Here is a 16,934-nt window from a genome sequence, read left to right on the forward strand (position 1 = left end):
GCGCGCCTAGTATCGGTAGTGATCCGGCTTGTAGGGCCCCGACTTCTCCACGCCGATGTAGCGGGCCTGCGTGTCGGTCAGCTCGGTGAGGTGCGCGTTCAGCTTTCGGAGCTGCAGCCGCGCCACCTTCTCGTCGAGATGCTTGGGCAGGACGTAGACGCCGATCTGGTACTTGTCAGGGTTGGTGTACAGCTCGATCTGCGCGATGACCTGGTTGGCGAACGACGAGCTCATGACGTAGCTGGGGTGCCCGGTGGCGCAGCCCAGGTTGACCAGCCGTCCCTCCGCGAGCAGGATGATGCGCTTGCCGTCGGGGAAGACGACGTGGTCGACCTGCGGCTTGATGTTCTCCCACCTGTACTGCTTGAGCGAGGCGATGTCGATCTCGCTGTCGAAGTGGCCGATGTTGCACACGATCGCGTTGTTCTTCATCCGGGCCATGTGTGCGTGGCCGATGACGTGGAAGTTGCCGGTGCAGGTCACGAAGATGTCGGCCTGGTCGGCGGCCTCGTCCATGGTCACCACCCGGTAGCCTTCCATGGCCGCCTGCAAGGCGCAGATGGGATCGATCTCGGTGACCCACACCTGGGCGGACAGCGCGCGCAGGGCCTGGGCGGAGCCCTTGCCCACGTCGCCGTAGCCGCACACCACCGCGATCTTGCCCGCCACCATCACGTCGGTGGCCCGCTTGATGCCGTCGACCAGCGACTCGCGGCAGCCGTAGAGATTGTCGAACTTGGACTTGGTCACCGAGTCGTTGACGTTGATGGCCGGGAATCTCAGCCGGCCGTCCTTGGCCATCTGGTAGAGCCGCTTGACCCCGGTGGTGGTCTCCTCGCTCACCCCGCGGATCTTGCCGATGCGGGTCGAGTACCACGTGGGATCCTTGGCCAGCTGGTGGCGGATCGCCGCGAAGAGCGCGGTCTCCTCTTCGTTGTCGGGATGGGCGATCGCGGCGGGATCCTTCTCGGCGACCGCCCCGAGGTGCAGCAGCAGCGTCGCGTCGCCGCCGTCGTCGAGGATCATGTTGGCGTGACCGCCTTGCGGCCACTCGAAGATGCGGTGCGTGTAGTCCCAATACTCGTCGAGCGACTCGCCCTTGCGCGCGAACACCGCGGTGCCCACCGCCGCAATGGCGGCCGCCGCGTGGTCCTGGGTCGAGAAGATGTTGCAGGAGGCCCAGCGGACCTCGGCCCCGAGGGCCTGCAGGGTCTCGATCAGCACCGCGGTCTGGATGGTCATGTGCAGCGACCCGGCGATGCGGGCCCCCCGCAGGGGCTGCTGGCTCGCGTACTCCTCGCGGATGGCCATGAGACCGGGCATCTCCGTCTCCGCGATCTGGATCTCCTTGCGGCCCCAGTCGGACAGCTTGAGATCGGTGACGACGTGGTCCGGTGAGTGGCTGGTCCTGGCAGTGGCGCTCATCTCGCGCCCTCCTCGTGTGAGCTGGAGTTTGCGAGCGCCGTTGTTCCGAGCCGACCGGGCGGCCGGCCGCTCCGAGCCTGGCGGGCCTGGCGCCCGTCGCAACGCTCCTCGGAGCCGGGTAACGCAGATCAGTATACCCGATCCGCACGCCGGCCCTCCATCACTCGATCACCCGGTCTGGCCCGCGCGCGTGTCGACGGGACCACTTCACGCCAGCATCATCGGACGCGACGGCCGATGGACGTCGGCCGAAAGTCCACCATCGGGCGGCGGAGCGTGGTACAAGGGCTGCCGAGGAGGAACTCGAGCTCATGGTCACCGCGGCCGACTTCATTCGCGCCAACCTCACGCGGCTCCACGCCGGCCTCGACAAAGTGATGGCCGATCTCACGCCGGACCAGCTGCACACGGTGCCGGCGCGCCCCTCCAGGGCCAACACCATCGCCTGGGGGGTCTGGCACTACACGCGCACCGAGGACAACATCGTGCGCTGGGTGATCCAGGACCGGAAGCCGCCGATCTGGGTGGAGGCCGGCTACGGCGAGAAGCTCGGCCTGCCCCCCGCCGCGCAGGGCACCGGCATGTCCACCGAGGAGGCGCAGGCGCTCCGGATCAAGGACGTGCCGCTCTTCCGCGAGTACATGGGTCGGGTGTGGGCGGGGACCGACGAGCTGATCGCGGGGGCCTCGCCCGCCCTCCTGGAGAAGGTCGTCACGGTCAAGCCGCTGGGCGACATGACGGTGGTGCAGTGCCTGGGACAGGTGGGCCTCACCCACGGCATGACCCATCTCGGCGAGATCGAGCTGAGCCGCAGCCTCATCGGCGCCTGATCGGGTCGGCCATGCGCTTCGGCTGGCTCACGCTGGCGCATTCACCGTCGCCCGAGGGCGACCACGCCGCGATCGGCGAGCAGCTCGAGCAGGCCTGCCTGGCCGAGACGGTGGGCTTCGACTCGGTCTGGCTCACCGAGCACAACTTCACCGGCGAGGCGGTGTACTGCGATCCGATCCCGTTCGCGAGCGCGCTCGCCGCGCGCACCAGCCGCGTGCGCATCGGCTTCGCGGTGATCCAGCTCGCGCTGCGACACCCGGTGCGGCTCGCCGTCCAGCTCGCCCTGCTCGACAATCTGAGCCGCGGCCGGCTCGACGTGGGAGTGGGTCGTGGCAGCCTCTACAACGAGTACGAGTTCGTGGGCTACGGCCTGCGCAGCGACGACAGCCGTGAGCGCAGCGCCGAGGCCCTCGAGGTCCTGACCCGCGCGTGGACCGAAGAGCCGTTCGTCTACCAGGGCAAGTTCTTCCAAATGAGCCTGCCCGCGCTGCGGCCGCGGGTCTACCAGCGCCCGCATCCGCCGATCTGGCGCAGCGTGGTGACGGAGGCCTCGTTCGAGGAGTGCGGGCGCCTGGGGGTGCCCATCCTGACCTCGCGGATCCCGCTCGAATCGATCGGCGCGCGCCTGAAGCTCTACGAGAACGGCCTCGTGGCGGGCGGGCACCCCGAGCCGCTGCGCGACCGCCGCCGCCGCGAGGTGGCGGTGTGGCGGCACGTCTACGTGGCGCCGAGCCAGGCGCAGGCCGAGGACGAGCTGGCCGAGACGCTCGGGCACACCCGCCGGCACATGCTGCACGCGCGCGCCGCCCACAACCCGGACGACTACCGGGTGGACCCCGCGGTGGTGAACCCGTTCAACGACCCGCGCGTGTCGGAGGACGAGGCGGTCCGGTTCTCGCTGGCCACCGGCGCGCTCTGCGGCACTCCCGCGCGCGTGACCGAGCAGATGGCCGCGCTCCGCGACGCGGGCGTGGGCCACGTGCTGGCCCAGATGAGCTTTGGCTACCTGGGACACGAGCGGATCCTCGCCTCGATGCGGCGCTTCGGCGAGACGGTGATGCCCGCGTTCCGCGACTAGATCCAGAGGGAGCGACCGCCGTGAAGATCGCCCGCGACGTCACCGCGCTGGTCGGCAACACGCCGCTGGTGCAGATTCGCCGGCTCGCCGACCGGGCGGTGGGGCTGGTCGTCGCGAAGCTGGAGTTCTACAATCCGGCCCACAGCGTCAAGGACCGGATCGGCCTGTCCATGATCGACGCGGCGGAGCGGGCGGGGCGCATCAGGCCCGACACCATCATCCTCGAGCCGACCTCGGGCAACACCGGCATCGGGCTGGCGTTCGTGTGCGCGGCGCGCGGCTACCGGCTGGTGCTCCTGATGCCGGACAGCATGAGCCGCGAGCGGCGACAGCTCCTGCGGGCCTACGGCGCCGAGCTGATCCTGACCCCGGCCGCCGAGGGCATGCCGGGGGCGATCCAGCGTGCCGAGGAGATGGCGGCGGCCGATCCGCGCTACTTCATCCCTCAGCAGTTCCAGAATCCGGCGAATCCGGAGATCCACCGCCGCACCACCGCGGAGGAGATCTGGCGCGACACCGACGGACGGGCCGACGTGCTGGTGGCCGGGGTGGGCACCGGCGGCACCATCACCGGCGTCGGCGAGGTGCTGAAGGCCCGCCGACCGTCGTTCCGCTGCGTGGCGGTCGAGCCCGACGCCTCCCCGGTGCTGTCGGGCGGCGCGAAGGGCCCGCATCCGATCCAGGGCATCGGCGCGGGCTTCGTGCCCGACGTGCTGAACACGAAGATCTACGACGAGATCATCCGGGTCACCAACGACGACGCGTTCGCCACCGCGCGCCGGGCCGCCCGCGAGGAGGGCCTCCTGGTCGGCATCTCCTCCGGCGCCGCGCTCTGGGCCGCCGTCGAGGTGGCCCGCCGCCCGGAGAGCGCGGGCCAGCTCATCGTGGTGATCGTCCCATCGTTCGGCGAGCGCTATCTCAGCACGCCGCTCTTCGCGGACCTGGCCGACTAGGTGGTCGGCAGGTACTTGGCGAACCAGTCCAGGATGATCCGGAAGCGCTCGAGGCGGTGGCGCGGCCGGCCCGAGCGCGACAGCTCGTGGTTCTCGTCGGGGAACCGCACGAACACCACCTCGCGGCGCAGGGTCTTGAGCGCCACGTAGAGCTGCTCGGCCTGCTCGATGGGGCAGCGCAGGTCGTCCTCGGAGTGGATGATCAGGAGCGGGGTGGTGATGTCGCGGGCGTAGGAGAGCGGCGAGCGCTCGAGGTACTTCGCCATGTCGTCCCACGGCCGGATCCCGCCCATCTCGACGGTGTTGAAGACGTAGCCGATGTCACTGGTGCCGAACATGCTGGTCTGCGCGTTCACCGCCCGCTCGGAGCACGCGGCCCGGAAGCGCGTGCAGTGGCCCACGATCCAGCTCGTCATGAAGCCGCCGTAGCTGCCGCCGAGCAGGCCGAGCCGCTCCGGGTCGATCCAGTCGTAGCGGGCGAGGGCGGCGTCGAGGCCGGCGAGCACGTCGGCCGAGTCTCCGCCGCCCCAGTCGCCGACCACCGCGCCGGTGAAGGTCTCGCCGTAACCCTGGCTACCGCGGGGATTCGTGAACAGCACCGCGTAGCCGGCCCCGGCCTGGACCTGGAACTCGTCGAAGAAGGACAGCCCGTACTGGGCGTGGGGGCCGCCGTGCACGTTGACGAGCAGGGGATAGCGTCGGCCCGCCGCGAAGCCGAAGGGCTTCATCACGAAGCCGTCCACCGTGAAGCCGGCGCGCTCGAAGCGGAAGCGCTCGGGTCGGCTCAGCGCCACCTCCCGCTTCCATTCGCGGTTGAGATCGGTGAGCGGCCGCTCCCCGCGGCCGTCGCCTGCGCACACGAAGATCTCGGCGGGCGTCACCGGGTCGCTCGCCGCGAAGGCGAGCGTGGCGCCGTCGGCGGACAGGGAGTAGCCGGTCACGGTGCGCTCGCCCTCGACGATTCGGGTAATGGACCCGTCGACGCGATTCACCCGATAGAGCCCGAGCGAGGCCTGATCCTCCGCCGCGATCGTGAGGCGGTCGTCGGGGCTCCAGGCCGGCGCGACGCCCAGGGGCGAGCACGAGCGATCGAGCGCCGCGGTCAAGCAGACCGGCGCCCCGCCGGTGACCGGGACGGTGAAGAGCCGCAGGTTCTTCGAGAACGAGTTGACGATCGTCCGGCCGAGAAACGCCACCGCCTGCCCGGTCGGCGAGAAGCGCGGATGGACCGCGGGCCCCGCCGTCCCGGTCAGGCGCCGGGGTGCTCCTCCCTCCGCGGACACCACCCAGATGTCGCTGACGTCGTCGTGATCGCGCTCATCGTGGCGGGCGCTCGCGAACGCGATCCACCGTCCGTCCGGGGACCAGACCGGATCGCCGTGATCGTGGTCGCCCTCGGTGATCTGGCGGGGCTCGCCCCCCGCCCCGTCGACCACGAAGACGTGGCCGCGGCGGTCATAGGTGAAGCCCTCGCCGTTGAACCGGTACTTGAGCGTGGTGATGACCCGCGGCGGCCGCGACTTCGCCTTCTCCTCCTCGGACTCGGGCTCCGACCACCCACCCACCCGCGCCACGAACGCCAGGCGGGCGCCGTCGGGTGACCACTGGGGCGCGCTCACGCCGTGGCGCAGGTCGGTGAGGCGAATCGGCTCGCCGCCGCGGGCCGGCATCACGTAGAGCTGGCCCTTCTTCTTGGCCTCGCGCTCGGAGACGAACGCCAGGCGCGCGCCGTCGGGCGACCAGCGGGGGGTGGTGTCGCGCCGCGGGCCGGCGGTGAACCGCCGCGGCTCGCCGCCGGCCACGTCCACCAGCCAGATCGCGGAGAGGTACTCGTCCCGCTCCTCGGACAGCGTCGTCACCACGAAGGCCACCGTCGTCCCGTCCGGCGAGATCTGCGGGTCGCTCACGAACCGGACGCGGGTGAGATCGTGCGGCGTCATCGGCCGGGGGGCGGGCATGGCGCGCATCATACCGTAGGCGGCGCAGCCGGGACGGATCGCCGGGCGGCGGGATGCGGCTCGCCGTCCGGCGCGTCTACGGCTCCCTCCTCAACTCCGACGACGACGCGGGCGCGATCGACCCGGTCGCGTGGCAAGACGCCGACTTCCGGTTGCGGCGACGCCGCTTCAAGGCGAAGACCGCGGCCGGCGCATCGACAAACTGTATCGACCCGGGCACACGAACGATCTCTCCCGCGGCCCCGCTGACGCGTCATGCCAGCGTTCGCGTCGTGCCCGTCGTGGCGATGAGCTGCCCCGCTCCACCATCGTCGGACAAAAAAATCGCCCCCGGCGACGACGTCGTAGCGGCCTTCTGCCCCATGGAGCCTGACGGTAGGAAAACAAATCTCGGTCGGCGATGACGTGAGGTAACCGGAAAAAGTTCCGCCTCCGCGGGTACACGTCATGCGTGCGAACGCTGCCGCGAACACGCGCGTCAGTCTCATGACACCGTGACACGCGCGGGCGCGATATGTGTCGATTCCAGTTCGACCGCGTGCTGGCTCCGTGCGTGGCACTTCCATTGCTGCAATCCGCGGCCCTCTGACCGTCGGGGCTGAATGTCCAAGGCGGTCTCTCCGAACACCCGCTGGCCAGCCCCGCGCCGCCGGCCAGCGACTTCACGACAACCTCTAACCGCAAGGGAAGACAAAATGCACGTTCCGTACATGATGCGGCGGCTGATCGCGGCCCCGAGCGGGTTCGTCGGCTTGCCGGTGCTGCTCGCGGTCGCGCTCACCCTGCCGAGCCCGGCGGCGGCCGTGTTGACGAGCCAGGAGGCGACGGCGCTGCAACGCCCGTTTGCCGCCGCGCGCAATCTCTCCAGCGGCATCAGCGGAGCGCTGCTGCCGGCGATCAAGGACCAGACCAACACGTCGACGCGCCCGAAGCTGGCGACCGTGGCCCAGCTGATCGTCCGCGCGCAAGGGCAGCTGGCTGGTGGGATCGCCGATCTGCTCGGGGGCTCGGCGGCCGACGACGACGGCCGCGGGCGCACCTTCTTCGTACGGAGGGGCATGGAGCAACTGACGTCCGCGCACTACACCCTCACGGCGGCCAAGAGCGCGGTGAATGCCGCCATCGCGGCCGGAGCCAGCTCCTACTACCTGGGGCGCCTGCGCGACATCGACATCGCGGGGGCCCTGGTGAACCTGCAAGCGTTCGATACGACCCTCCGCTTCGCCGACCCGTATCCGGCCGCGCGCTCGCCGCAGGGCCGGATGCTGGTGATCGGCCCGCACGGAGACTACGACGAAGCGCAGCGCCGGCTGACCTCGGCCACGACGTTCCTTCTCGCGGCCACCGCCGCGGTGGTCAACGCCTACAAATCGGACAGCCTGCTGCCGTCGTACTGGTCTCTCTACCAGCAGCTCAAGTTCGCGGGGACGTTATATCAGCAGAACATTCAGGCCATGGCCACGCTGGCCGGCCTCAGCCAGAATGCGACGGAGGCGGCGCGCTCGCCGTTCTTTCGGATCCTCGGGCGGATCGAGACCCTCACCCATGGGGGTGGAGGCCCGTGCCATCCCGACGATTGCCACGGCACGCCCTACCAGTACAACAACTTCATGCAATTCACGCTGAGCCAGGTGTCGTATTGGGCCGGCCGCCCGAGCTTCGCGCACTACCAGCAAGAAGCCATGCATCGGATCACCGAGGCGTGGGACGGGACCGATTCCGCGGTGTGGTACATGCTGACGTTCCCCGAATGCGACCAGCGGTCGACACCACGCGGCTGCGGCGGGATCAAATGAGCGGCGCGGCCGCCGCGGGCGACGCTCACCGGCGCGGCTGACCGGAGCGGGCGCTAGTCCTCCAGCAGCACGCAGTGGCGGGGATCGACGATCAGATAGACCGCGTCGCCCTCGTCCACCGGGTCGGTGGTGACCTGGCGCGCCACCAGCGGCCGGCCGTCCCACTCCACGTGATATTGCGTGAAGTCCCCCTGGAACACCCGGCGCCGCACCGTGGCCGGCCACACGTTGACCGCCGCGGCCGGTCGCTCGCGAGCCAGGCGCAGGTGCACGGTGCGGACCGAGAAGAGGGCGTCGTCGCCGACGCGGCGGCCGTGCCCGGTCCCGTGCACGATCGCGCCGCCCGGCGTCTCCAGCACGATCCGCCCGTCCGTCTCCAGGTCCGGCCGCCGCCGACCGCGGATCAGGTTGGCCGAGCCCACGAAGTCGGCCACGAACGTGTTGCGGGGGAGGTCGTAGATCTGGGACGGGGTGCCGATCTGCTCGATCACTCCGTCGCGCATCACGATGATCCGGTCGGAGATGGCGAGTGCCTCCTCGAGATCGTGGGTCACGTAGACCGAGGTGATGCCGAGGCGCCGCTGCAGCTCCTTGATCTCGAGTCGCATCTCGGCGCGCAGCTTGGCGTCGAGATTGCTGAGCGGCTCGTCGAAGAGCAGCACCGCGGGCTGGAACACGAAGGCGCGCGCCAGGGCCACCCGCTGCTGCTGTCCGCCCGAGAGCTTCGAGGCGCTGCGCGCGCCGAGCGAGCCCAGCTGGACCAGGTCGAGGGCCCACCGTACCCGCTCCGCGATCGCGGGCTCCGCCATCTTGCGGACCCGCAGGCCGTAGGCCACGTTGTCGAACACGGTCATGTGGGGCCAGATCGCGTACGACTGGAACACCATCGAGAGGCCGCGCCGCTCCGGCGGCACCTGGATCCGCGGCGATGAGGAGAACACCGGCGTGCCGTCGATCCGGATCTCGCCGGAGGCGGGCTGCTCGAGGCCGGCGATGGCGCGCAGGGTGGTGGTCTTGCCGCAGCCCGACGGGCCCAGCAGCGTCACGTGCTCGCCCGCCGCGACCTGAAAGGTGACGCCGCGCACCGCCACCACCTGGCCGTAGCGGACCACCAGGTCGCGCACCTCGATCGACGCGGTGCGGGCCGGGGCGGGCGGCGACGGCGCGCTCATTCGCCGGGATGCTGGGCGGCGCGCCGGGCCACCGTGAAGAGCAGCGCGAGGGCGACCGCCACCGCGAGGGTCTGGAGCAGGGCCATCGCCGCGGTCAGCTCGGTGCTGGTGGAGAACCACGACTCCACGATGGTGGGCGTGATCACCTTGGCCTTCGGGCCGGTCAGCAGGATCGACGCGCCGAGCTCGCGCACGCTCGCGATGAAGAGCAGCAGCCACGCCGCGATCAGCCCGGGGCGCAGCAGGGGCATGGTGACCGTGCGCATGCGGTAGCCCCAGGAGGCCCCGCACATCTGCGCCGACTCCTCGAGCGAGCGGTCGATCTGCAGCATCACCCCCGCGATGGTGCGCAGGCCGAGCGGCAGGAACACGGTGAGGTAGGCGATCAGAAGCAGCCAGAGGGTGCCGTAGATCGGGATCGGGAAGATCAGCCACGCCCACAGCATCCCGAACGCGAACACGAGCCGCGGCACCGCCTGGGGGAACATCACCACGTACTCGATCGCGCCGGCGCCGGGCAGGCGCGAGCGGTAGATCATCCAGGCCAGGAAGCCCATCAGCAGCACGCCGATGCTCGCGGTGGCGAGGCCCAGCCACAGGCTGTCCCACAGCGCGGTCCGCACCGCGTCGAGCGAGAGCGCGGTGCGGTAGTTGGCGAGAGTGAAGTTGTCCGCCCGCGGGAACACGATGGCGAGGCGCTGCACCGAGGCGTAGAGCAGGGTGAGCACGGGCAGGACCACCGCGATCGCGAGGTAGACCACCGACACCGCGAGCAGGGACCATCGCAGTCCGCCCACGTCCATCGCGCGCGGGCGGAACGCCTTGCCGGTGATCGTCGCGTAGCTGCCGGACCGGACGATCCGCCGGTAGACGTACACCATGGCGAACATGACCGCGAAGAGCGAGACGCCCATCGCGGCGGCCCGCGGGAACTGCGGCGGATACTGCGACACCAGCTGGTACATCGCGGTGGTCACCACGTAGAAGCGGCTCGGCAGTCCCAGGACCAGGGCCGCCGAGAACGATCCGAGCATCTCGGCGAACACGAAGATGGCGGCGCCGAGCACGCCGGGCAGGACCAGCGGCAGGGTGATGCGCAGCATGGTGCGGAGCCGCCCCGCCCCCAGGACCTGTGAGGCCTCCTCGAGGGAAGGGTCCATGGACTTCATCACCGCGCCGATCATCACGAAGGCCACCGAGCCCTCGAACAGGGCCATCACCCACGCGATGCCGTACGGCGTCGTCACGTCGATCAGGTGACCGTCGCCCCCCACGGCCCGCCAGAGCTGGTTCACGAAGCCGCCGCTCGGCGAGCCGAGCAGGCTCCACGCCAGCGCGCCCATCAGCGGCGTCACGTAGTAGGGCAGGGCCATGAGCTGCTCCAGCGCGCCCCGGCCGGGCACGTTGGTGCGCGAGAGGATCCAGCCCATCGTGAAGCCGAGCGCGACGGCCATCGCGGTCGCGGCCACCGCCACGATCACGGTGTTGGCGAAGATGTGACCGTAGCGCGGCAGATCCGTGAAGTTGTCGAGCCCGTAGGCTTCGGGCGGTCGCGCCTGCGGATCGCCGGTGCTGAGCGAGGCCTGGACCAGGAACACGATCGGATAGAGGACGAGGATCGCGGCGGCGCCCCCCACCAGGACGCTGACGAGCCGCGGGCCCGGCAAGAATCGCCGGGCCCGGCCGAGATCGTGCACCGGGACGGCCCCGGCCTCAGAGACCCATCAGGGCGTTCCACTCCTTCACGAAGGCGGAGTGGCTGGCCTGGAAATCGGTCCAGTCGGACGGGAAGAGCAGCTTGAAGTCGGAGAGCTTCTTGCCGGTGGCCATCGGCGGCGCGTCGCTGCGCACCGACCCGTACAGCAAGATGGTCTGCGTCTGGTACACCGCCTGCCCGCGGTTGGAGAGCGCCCAGTCCACGAAGAGCTTGGCCGCCTCCGGGTGCGGCGCGCGGGTGACCACGCCGATGAGGGCGGGCGTCGCGGGCAGGCCGTCGGCGGGCGCGACGAACTCGATCTCCGCGCCTTTCTCCTTGAAGAGCGTGTAGCCCGCGTACTCGGCGAGCGCGCACACCCGGTCGTCACCCTTGGCGAGCCGATCGAAGAGCTGGGCGCGCGAGTCGAACCCCTTCGGCTTCTGCTTGGCGAACTCCTGCCAGAAATCCGCCCCGTAGAGCCTTCGCAGGGTGTACCACTGCATGTGCTGCATCCCGGAGGTGGAGAGCTTGGCGCTGATGCCGTCCTTGTAGGTCGGGCTCAGGATGTCCTTCCAGGCCTTGGGCGCCTGCTCCGGCTTGACCTTGCCGCGGTTGTAGCCGATGCCCGCGAAGGTGACGCCGGCCCACGTGAAGAATCCGCCCGGGGTGCTCTGGTAGGCGGGCTTGTAGGCCGCGTGCTCGGGCGACACGTACGGCTCGTAGCCGCCCTTCTTCTGAAAATCGATGGCGGGCGAGATGTCGGAGAGCTGCAGCACGTCTACCCCGAAGCGATTGGCCGAGCGCTCCGCGGTGATCTTCGCGTAGAGGGCGCCGGTCTGCAGGCGCACGTAGCTCGTCTTGATCTTGGGGAAGTCCTTGCGGAAGCCCTCCAGCAGCGCGCCGATGCCGGCCTCGCCGTCGTGGCCGTAGTAGACCACCTCGCCTTCCTGCTCGGCCTTTGCCACGTCGGCGCCGGTGTGGAAGTCGAGCACCTTGGTGCTCTTCGCGGGCGCCTGCGCCGCGGCCGGCCGGGTGGAGCCCAGGAGCGGCGCGGCGGCCAGCAGCGCGCCGGTTTTGAGAAGATGACGCCGGGTGATCGAAGTGGGCTCGTGATCGGACATCGGGTTCGTCCTCCTCGACGGGGGTTGGGCGGGGCGACCGATGCCACCGCAGAATGGCCGCTAGTCTACAGGTACCAGTCGCGGAAGATCTCGAAGATGTTCAGGTCGCCCCCGCGCCAGTAGCGATTGGCGGGCAGCGAGAAGGTGCGGCGCTCGCGATCGTAGGTGAGGCGGGCCGGCCGCTCCGGATCGTTGGGATCGTAGGCCAGGAACTCGATGCCGTCGGCGGTCCGGGTCCCGTCGAACACCACCATGCCGTGGTTGATGGCCAGCGAGGGAAAGCGCAGCAGGTGGATGATCGGCGCGGTGTTCTGCTCGACCTCCTCGAGCAGCCGCGCGGCGGTCCGGTGCTGATGGCGGCGCATGACCGGCACCACGATGCGCCAGTGGCTGCGCATGACGTAGGAGCGCCAGGCCCCGCCGCACTCTTCCTTGAGCAGGGCGGTGCGCGCCCGGCTCAGCTCGCGGAGCCCCGAGAAGCCGGGAACCACCACCCGGTCCTCCCCGCTCGGCGGCTGTCGTGGATTCCGGTCCAGCACCGCCCGGATGATGCGGCGGTAGGCCGCGTCGCTGGCCGGCGGAGCCTCCGGATCGAAGCGGGCGTGGTAGAGGAACTGTCGCGCCGCGCGGACCAGCACGAAGCAGCGGTGCACGTAGTCCGGCGGGGGCTGGCGCCGGCTGAAGACGGTGGTGGCGGTGGCCGGATCGAAGTGGTACTCCCAGACCAGCTCGTTCGGAAACGCGAAGGCGTCGCGCTCCAGCTGGAAGCGGCGGCCAGTGGCGAGCATCTACCGTAGCGTACACCGAATCAGCTCGGCCGGATCCGGCGGGCGGTGGGATGGCCGGAGGCGGAGCACACTGGCCCGACCTGGTGCCGGTGCTATCATCCGGGGCGCCGGCATGGATCGAACGGATCGGGGCGGGGACGACGTCGCAGGGCGCATCGTATTGATCGTCGACGCGCGCGCGCCCGAGGCGGCGCGCGCCGCCTGCGACGAGGCCGCGGCCACGCTCGCGCAGCGCGCCGGGATGCCGGTCACCCTCGCCCTGGTGCCCGTCCAGACCCTCGACGCGGTCCAGCCGGTGCTGCGGCGCCCGCCCGCGCGTCTTCGCGAGATCGATCCGCCGTCGACCGCGGATCCGGCCGCGATGTCCTCGGCGCGCTTCGTGTGGCGGCGCGACGGGCGCCCCGACTGGGGCGCGATGTGGACCACGTTCTGCGAGCTCGCGCTGTACGGCGGGCCCCCGCAGCGCGGCGCCGACTCGGCGCTGCGCGTCCCGGATCGCGCGCACGGGCTCATCGCGTCGCCGGCGGTGCTCGCCGAGCTTCAGCGCGGCATCCGCGAGACCACCGGGCTCGCGGCGGAGGCGGCCGACCCGGGCTGGATCGCCGTCGTCTGCGAGAGCGGGCGGATGGCCGCGTGGCTGTGCGCGGCCATCATCGTGGAGAACGTGGAGGCGCGCGTCGACGGCGAGCGCCTGCTGGTGCCGGCAGGCCACGACTTCCTCCTCGAGGACCAGGTCCGCAGCGTCATCACGGTGGTCGCGAAGACGCACCACTACTGGCGCGAACACCTGGGCCGCCTCGCGCGGGGGTGATCGCCGACTCGGTCGTCATCGCGGCCCGGCCCGCGCCGCGCGAGCCCGCGGACCTCGCCGGCTTCGAGCCCGACGCGGTCGATCTGACCGCCCAGGAGCGCCGCCGGCCCCGCCGGCGCGTGGTGACCCGGGGCGGGCGGGCGCTCACGCTGATGCTGCCGTCCGGGGAGACGCTGGCCCCGGGTGACCTCCTCCACGTGGGGCCGGGCTGGTACGTCACGGTAGAGGCCGCCTCCGAGGCGCTGCTCGCGGTGCATCCGCGCAGCCCGCGCGAGGCCATCCGGGTGGCGCTCGAGGTGGGACGGCTCCACTCGGCGCTCGCGGTGGCGGACGGCCGGCTTCTCGTGCCCGACGAGCCGGCGACCGAGCGGCTGCTGCGGCGGTTGGGCGTGCGCTGGGAGCGTCGCCACGAGGCGTTCCATCCGATCTCGAGCGGCTCGCCTCACTGAGGCGCCGCGACCGGATCGCCCGTGGACAAGCCGGCCGGTCTCGGGTACCGTGCACGTGCTGAATCCGGAACGGCATTCGGCCTCTCACATGCGCGAGCACCGGACCATTCGCGGGAAGGTGGCCATCGTCGGCGTCGGCGAGACCGCCTACTACAAGCACGGCCGCGCCCCGCAGTCCGAGTTCGCGCTGGCCCTGCAGGCCGTCCTGCGCGCCTGCGAGGACGCCGGCCTCGACCCGCGCGAGGTGGACGGGTTCGCGTCGTACAGCAACGACCGCAACGATCCCTCGCGGCTGGCCGCCGCCCTCGGGCTCCCCGAGCTGCGCTTCTCCAACATGCAGTGGGGCGGGGGCGGGGGCGGCGGCTCGGCGGCGGTCGGCAACGCGGCGGCGGCGGTGGCCGCGGGCTACGCCGACTGCGTGGTGGTGTTCCGCGCGCTGGCCCAGGGCCAGTTCCAGCGCTTCGGCGCGGCGCCGCCGGGCGGCACCGTGTCGGGCGAGGCGGCGCTCACGTTTCCGTACGGGCTCATCTCGCCCGCGCAGCGCTTCGCGATGCGGGTGATGCGCTTCATGCACGACCACGGGGTGCGGCAGGAAGCGCAGCGGGCGATCGCGCTCGCGTCGTATCACCACGCCCAGGCCAACCAGAGAGCCGTGATGCACGGCCGGCCGCTGACCGCCGAGGCCTACGACGCCTCGCGCTGGATCGTCGAGCCGTTCCGACTCTTCGACTGCTGCATGGAGAACGACGGCGCGGCCGCGCTGGTCCTGGTCTCCGCGGAGCGCGCGCGCGACCTGCGGCAGCCCCCCGCGTACCTGCTGGGCGTGGCCCAGGGCTCCGAGTATCGCAACGCGGCGCGGGGCCACAACGCGCCGACCTACGCGACCTCGAGCTTCACCACGGTCGCCCCGCACCTCTGGGAGATGGCGGGCCTCGGCCCCAAGGACGTCTCGGTGGTGCAGAGCTACGAGAACTTCACGGGCGGGGTGCTGATGAGCCTGGTGGAGCACGGCTTCTTCGCCCCCGAGGAGGCCAACGACTTCCTCACGTTCGAGAACCTGATCGCGCCCGGCGGACGGCTGCCGCTCAACACCAGCGGCGGCAACCTGGCCGAGTGCTACATGCACGGACTCGAGCTGCAGATCGAGGCGGTGCGCCAGCTGCGCTCGCAGTCCACCAGCCAGGTGCCGGGCGCGCGGGTGGGGCTCGTGATCTCGGGCCCGATGGTGACGCCGGTCTCCAGCATGCTGCTGGGCGGAGCCGACGCGCTATGACGTCCGGCTCCTACCTGCCCGCCGGCCTGCCACGGCCGGTCCCCGAGGCCGACGGGCTGGACCGGCCGTACTGGGAGGGCACGCGCGCGGGCGCGCTGCGGATCCAGCGCTGCCGCGGCTGCCGCGAGTTCCAGTGGGGCCCGGAGTGGATCTGCCATCGCTGCCTCGCCGCGGACCTGGAATGGGTCGACGTCGCGCCGCGCGGGCGCGTCTACTCCTGGGAGCGGGCCTGGCATCCGGTGCATCCCGCGCTCACGGATCACGGCCCTTACATCGTCGTCCTCGTCGAGCTGCCGGAGGCGGGCTCGGTCCGCATGATCGGCAACCTGCTCGGCGATCCCACCCAAGACGTCACGATCGGCGCACCGGTGGAGGCGGTGTTCGAGCCCCACGACGACGCCGCGCCGCCATTCACGCTCGTGCAGTGGAGGAGGAGCGCGCCATGACCCCGATCGCCTCGACCGACATCGTCGTCAACGAGCCCAACCGCTGGCGGCTCGACACCCCGGGGCACGCGGGCTGGCCCCGCACCGCGCGTCCCGGCGATCCGCGGAAGTACTTCATGGTGTCCGCGGATTGCCACGCCAACGAGCCGCACGATCTCTGGGCCACGCGCATCGACGAGAAGTACCGCGCGCGCGTCCCCAAGGTCATCACCGACGAGAACGGCGTGAAGTGGCGCGTCTCCGAGGGCCACCGTCCTGACCGGCTCCGCACCGACGCCCTCGAGGGCGAGGACGGGCTACGCCAGCGGGTCGGTGCCGACCCGGCCGAGCGCCTGCGCGACATGGACCGCGACGGCATCGACATCGAGGTGATCTTCCCCAACAAGGGCCTCGCCATGTGGGCCACGCCGGACCCGGTGTTCGCGATGGCCCAGTGCCGCGTCTTCAACGACTGGGCGCACGAGACCTTCGGTCCCTATCGCGACCGCATGGCCCCGGCCGCCGCGCTGGCCACCGGCGACCTCGAGGGCTCGATCGCGGAGGTGCAGCGGGTGGCCGGGCTCGGCTTCCAGCTCCTGACCCTGCCGTGCAAGCCCATCTGGGGCGGCCACGACGTGGACCATCCGAACTACAACCTGCCGATGTTCGACCCGCTCTGGACGGTGATCCAGGACGCGAACCTGCCGGTGACCTTCCACGTCTCGACCGGGCGCGATCCGCGCGCGGCGCGCGGCAACGGCGGGGCGGTGATCAACTACGTGTCGCACTCGCTGTCCCCCACCATCGAGCCGGTGGCCAATCTGTGCGCCTCCGGCGTGTTCGAGCGCTTCCCGCGGCTGCGCGTGGCCACCATCGAGGCCGGGATCGGCTGGGTGCCGTGGTTCCTGGGCGCGATGGACGAGGCCTACCGCAAGCATCACTTCTGGGTCCGGCCGAAGCTCGGGCGGCTGCCGAGCGACTACTACCGCGAGCACTGCTGGGCGTCGTTCCAGGAGGACCCGGCCGGCCTCGCGCTCGCCGAGCCGATGGGGCTGGCCGACCGCTTCATGTGGGGCAACGACTATCCGCACCACGAAGGCACCTGGCCGCACTCGGCGGAGGCGATCGAGCGGACCATGCAGCATCTCTCGGAGCCCG

The 16,934-nt window shown here is 70.9% G+C and carries 16 protein-coding genes and 1 riboswitch; of the genes, 10 read left to right on the forward strand and 6 right to left on the reverse strand.

Going from position 1 to position 16,934, the window contains the following annotated elements; genetic code table 11:
• Positions 1 to 6 precede the first annotated feature (6 nt).
• Complete coding sequence (ahcY, locus tag VKN16_28480; protein HME98161.1) at positions 7 to 1,425, reverse strand: adenosylhomocysteinase; 1,419 nt, start codon at positions 1,423 to 1,425, stop codon at positions 7 to 9.
• Positions 1,426 to 1,450: 25 nt separating this feature from the next.
• Positions 1,451 to 1,541, reverse strand: a riboswitch (S-adenosyl-L-homocysteine riboswitch).
• Positions 1,542 to 1,736: 195 nt separating this feature from the next.
• Here ahcY and VKN16_28485 point away from each other — a divergent pair.
• From VKN16_28485 to cysK, 3 genes are read left to right on the forward strand one after another with little or no spacing between them, the layout of a single operon-like run.
• Positions 1,737 to 2,255: a DinB family protein gene (locus tag VKN16_28485; GenBank protein HME98162.1), complete on the forward strand. Its 519-nt coding sequence runs from the start codon at positions 1,737 to 1,739 to the stop codon at positions 2,253 to 2,255.
• Positions 2,256 to 2,266: 11 nt separating this feature from the next.
• Positions 2,267 to 3,334 (forward strand): LLM class flavin-dependent oxidoreductase, encoded by a 1,068-nt coding sequence (locus VKN16_28490; protein ID HME98163.1) that lies wholly within the window; start codon positions 2,267 to 2,269, stop codon positions 3,332 to 3,334.
• Positions 3,335 to 3,354: 20 nt separating this feature from the next.
• Positions 3,355 to 4,287, forward strand: coding sequence for a cysteine synthase A (cysK, locus tag VKN16_28495; GenBank protein HME98164.1), 933 nt, complete (start codon positions 3,355 to 3,357; stop codon positions 4,285 to 4,287).
• Here the strand turns inward: cysK and VKN16_28500 are convergent.
• Entirely contained in the window at positions 4,284 to 6,245 is a 1,962-nt protein-coding gene (locus tag VKN16_28500) for a S9 family peptidase (protein ID HME98165.1), read from the reverse strand. The two genes, cysK and VKN16_28500, sit on opposite strands and share 4 nt — an antisense overlap.
• A gap of 53 nt (positions 6,246 to 6,298) precedes the next feature.
• Here VKN16_28500 and VKN16_28505 point away from each other — a divergent pair, with 53 nt between their 5' ends.
• Both VKN16_28505 and VKN16_28510 read left to right on the forward strand, forming a co-directional pair.
• The gene (locus tag VKN16_28505) at positions 6,299 to 6,649 is read left to right on the forward strand and encodes a hypothetical protein (protein ID HME98166.1); all 351 of its coding nucleotides are present in this window, start codon (positions 6,299 to 6,301) and stop codon (positions 6,647 to 6,649) included.
• Positions 6,650 to 6,958: 309 nt separating this feature from the next.
• Entirely contained in the window at positions 6,959 to 8,041 is a 1,083-nt protein-coding gene (locus VKN16_28510) for a hypothetical protein (protein HME98167.1), read from the forward strand.
• A 53-nt stretch (positions 8,042 to 8,094) separates the two neighbouring features.
• Here the strand turns inward: VKN16_28510 and VKN16_28515 are convergent, their stop codons facing one another.
• From VKN16_28515 to VKN16_28530, 4 genes are all read right to left on the reverse strand, one after another.
• A complete protein-coding gene (locus VKN16_28515) occupies positions 8,095 to 9,213 on the reverse strand; it encodes an ABC transporter ATP-binding protein (GenBank protein ID HME98168.1) in 1,119 nt (372 codons plus the stop codon).
• Positions 9,210 to 10,910 (reverse strand): iron ABC transporter permease, encoded by a 1,701-nt coding sequence (locus VKN16_28520; protein ID HME98169.1) that lies wholly within the window; start codon positions 10,908 to 10,910, stop codon positions 9,210 to 9,212. The genes VKN16_28515 and VKN16_28520 overlap by 4 nt, the downstream gene beginning before the upstream one ends.
• 16 nt (positions 10,911 to 10,926) lie before the next feature.
• Positions 10,927 to 12,030, reverse strand: a complete 1,104-nt coding sequence (locus VKN16_28525; protein ID HME98170.1) for an extracellular solute-binding protein — start codon at positions 12,028 to 12,030, stop codon at positions 10,927 to 10,929.
• Positions 12,031 to 12,095: 65 nt separating this feature from the next.
• Positions 12,096 to 12,818 (reverse strand): hypothetical protein, encoded by a 723-nt coding sequence (locus tag VKN16_28530; protein ID HME98171.1) that lies wholly within the window; start codon positions 12,816 to 12,818, stop codon positions 12,096 to 12,098.
• A gap of 112 nt (positions 12,819 to 12,930) precedes the next feature.
• Between VKN16_28530 and VKN16_28535 the strand changes: the two genes are divergently transcribed.
• The 5 genes from VKN16_28535 to VKN16_28555 all read left to right on the forward strand — a co-directional run.
• Positions 12,931 to 13,629, forward strand: coding sequence for a hypothetical protein (locus VKN16_28535; GenBank protein ID HME98172.1), 699 nt, complete (start codon positions 12,931 to 12,933; stop codon positions 13,627 to 13,629).
• Positions 13,626 to 14,078, forward strand: a complete 453-nt coding sequence (locus tag VKN16_28540) for a hypothetical protein (protein ID HME98173.1) — start codon at positions 13,626 to 13,628, stop codon at positions 14,076 to 14,078. The genes VKN16_28535 and VKN16_28540 overlap by 4 nt, the downstream gene beginning before the upstream one ends.
• Before the next feature lie 88 nt (positions 14,079 to 14,166).
• The gene (locus tag VKN16_28545) at positions 14,167 to 15,351 is read left to right on the forward strand and encodes an acetyl-CoA acetyltransferase (GenBank protein HME98174.1); all 1,185 of its coding nucleotides are present in this window, start codon (positions 14,167 to 14,169) and stop codon (positions 15,349 to 15,351) included.
• Positions 15,348 to 15,797, forward strand: coding sequence for an OB-fold domain-containing protein (locus VKN16_28550; protein HME98175.1), 450 nt, complete (start codon positions 15,348 to 15,350; stop codon positions 15,795 to 15,797). Before VKN16_28545 ends, VKN16_28550 begins: the two co-directional genes overlap by 4 nt.
• Positions 15,794 to 16,934, forward strand: a 1,141-nt coding sequence (locus VKN16_28555; GenBank protein ID HME98176.1) for an amidohydrolase family protein, incomplete at its 3' end; no start/stop codon positions are given. The genes VKN16_28550 and VKN16_28555, both read left to right, overlap by 4 nt.

The sequence above is a fragment of the Candidatus Methylomirabilota bacterium genome (assembly GCA_035315345.1).
Taxonomy (GTDB): Bacteria; Methylomirabilota; Methylomirabilia; order Rokubacteriales; family CSP1-6; genus CAMLFJ01.

Coding starts and splice junctions, on each gene's coding strand:
- ahcY (HME98161.1), bottom strand. CDS start 1,425: ATGAGCGCCACTGCCAGGACCAGCCACTCACCGGACCACGTCGTCACC.
- VKN16_28485 (HME98162.1), top strand. CDS start 1,737: ATGGTCACCGCGGCCGACTTCATTCGCGCCAACCTCACGCGGCTCCAC.
- VKN16_28490 (HME98163.1), top strand. CDS start 2,267: ATGCGCTTCGGCTGGCTCACGCTGGCGCATTCACCGTCGCCCGAGGGC.
- VKN16_28500 (HME98165.1), bottom strand. CDS start 6,245: ATGCCCGCCCCCCGGCCGATGACGCCGCACGATCTCACCCGCGTCCGG.
- VKN16_28505 (HME98166.1), top strand. CDS start 6,299: ATGCGGCTCGCCGTCCGGCGCGTCTACGGCTCCCTCCTCAACTCCGAC.
- VKN16_28510 (HME98167.1), top strand. CDS start 6,959: ATGCGGCGGCTGATCGCGGCCCCGAGCGGGTTCGTCGGCTTGCCGGTG.
- VKN16_28515 (HME98168.1), bottom strand. CDS start 9,213: ATGAGCGCGCCGTCGCCGCCCGCCCCGGCCCGCACCGCGTCGATCGAG.
- VKN16_28525 (HME98170.1), bottom strand. CDS start 12,030: ATGTCCGATCACGAGCCCACTTCGATCACCCGGCGTCATCTTCTCAAA.
- VKN16_28530 (HME98171.1), bottom strand. CDS start 12,818: ATGCTCGCCACTGGCCGCCGCTTCCAGCTGGAGCGCGACGCCTTCGCG.
- VKN16_28535 (HME98172.1), top strand. CDS start 12,931: ATGGATCGAACGGATCGGGGCGGGGACGACGTCGCAGGGCGCATCGTA.
- VKN16_28545 (HME98174.1), top strand. CDS start 14,167: ATGCGCGAGCACCGGACCATTCGCGGGAAGGTGGCCATCGTCGGCGTC.
- VKN16_28550 (HME98175.1), top strand. CDS start 15,348: ATGACGTCCGGCTCCTACCTGCCCGCCGGCCTGCCACGGCCGGTCCCC.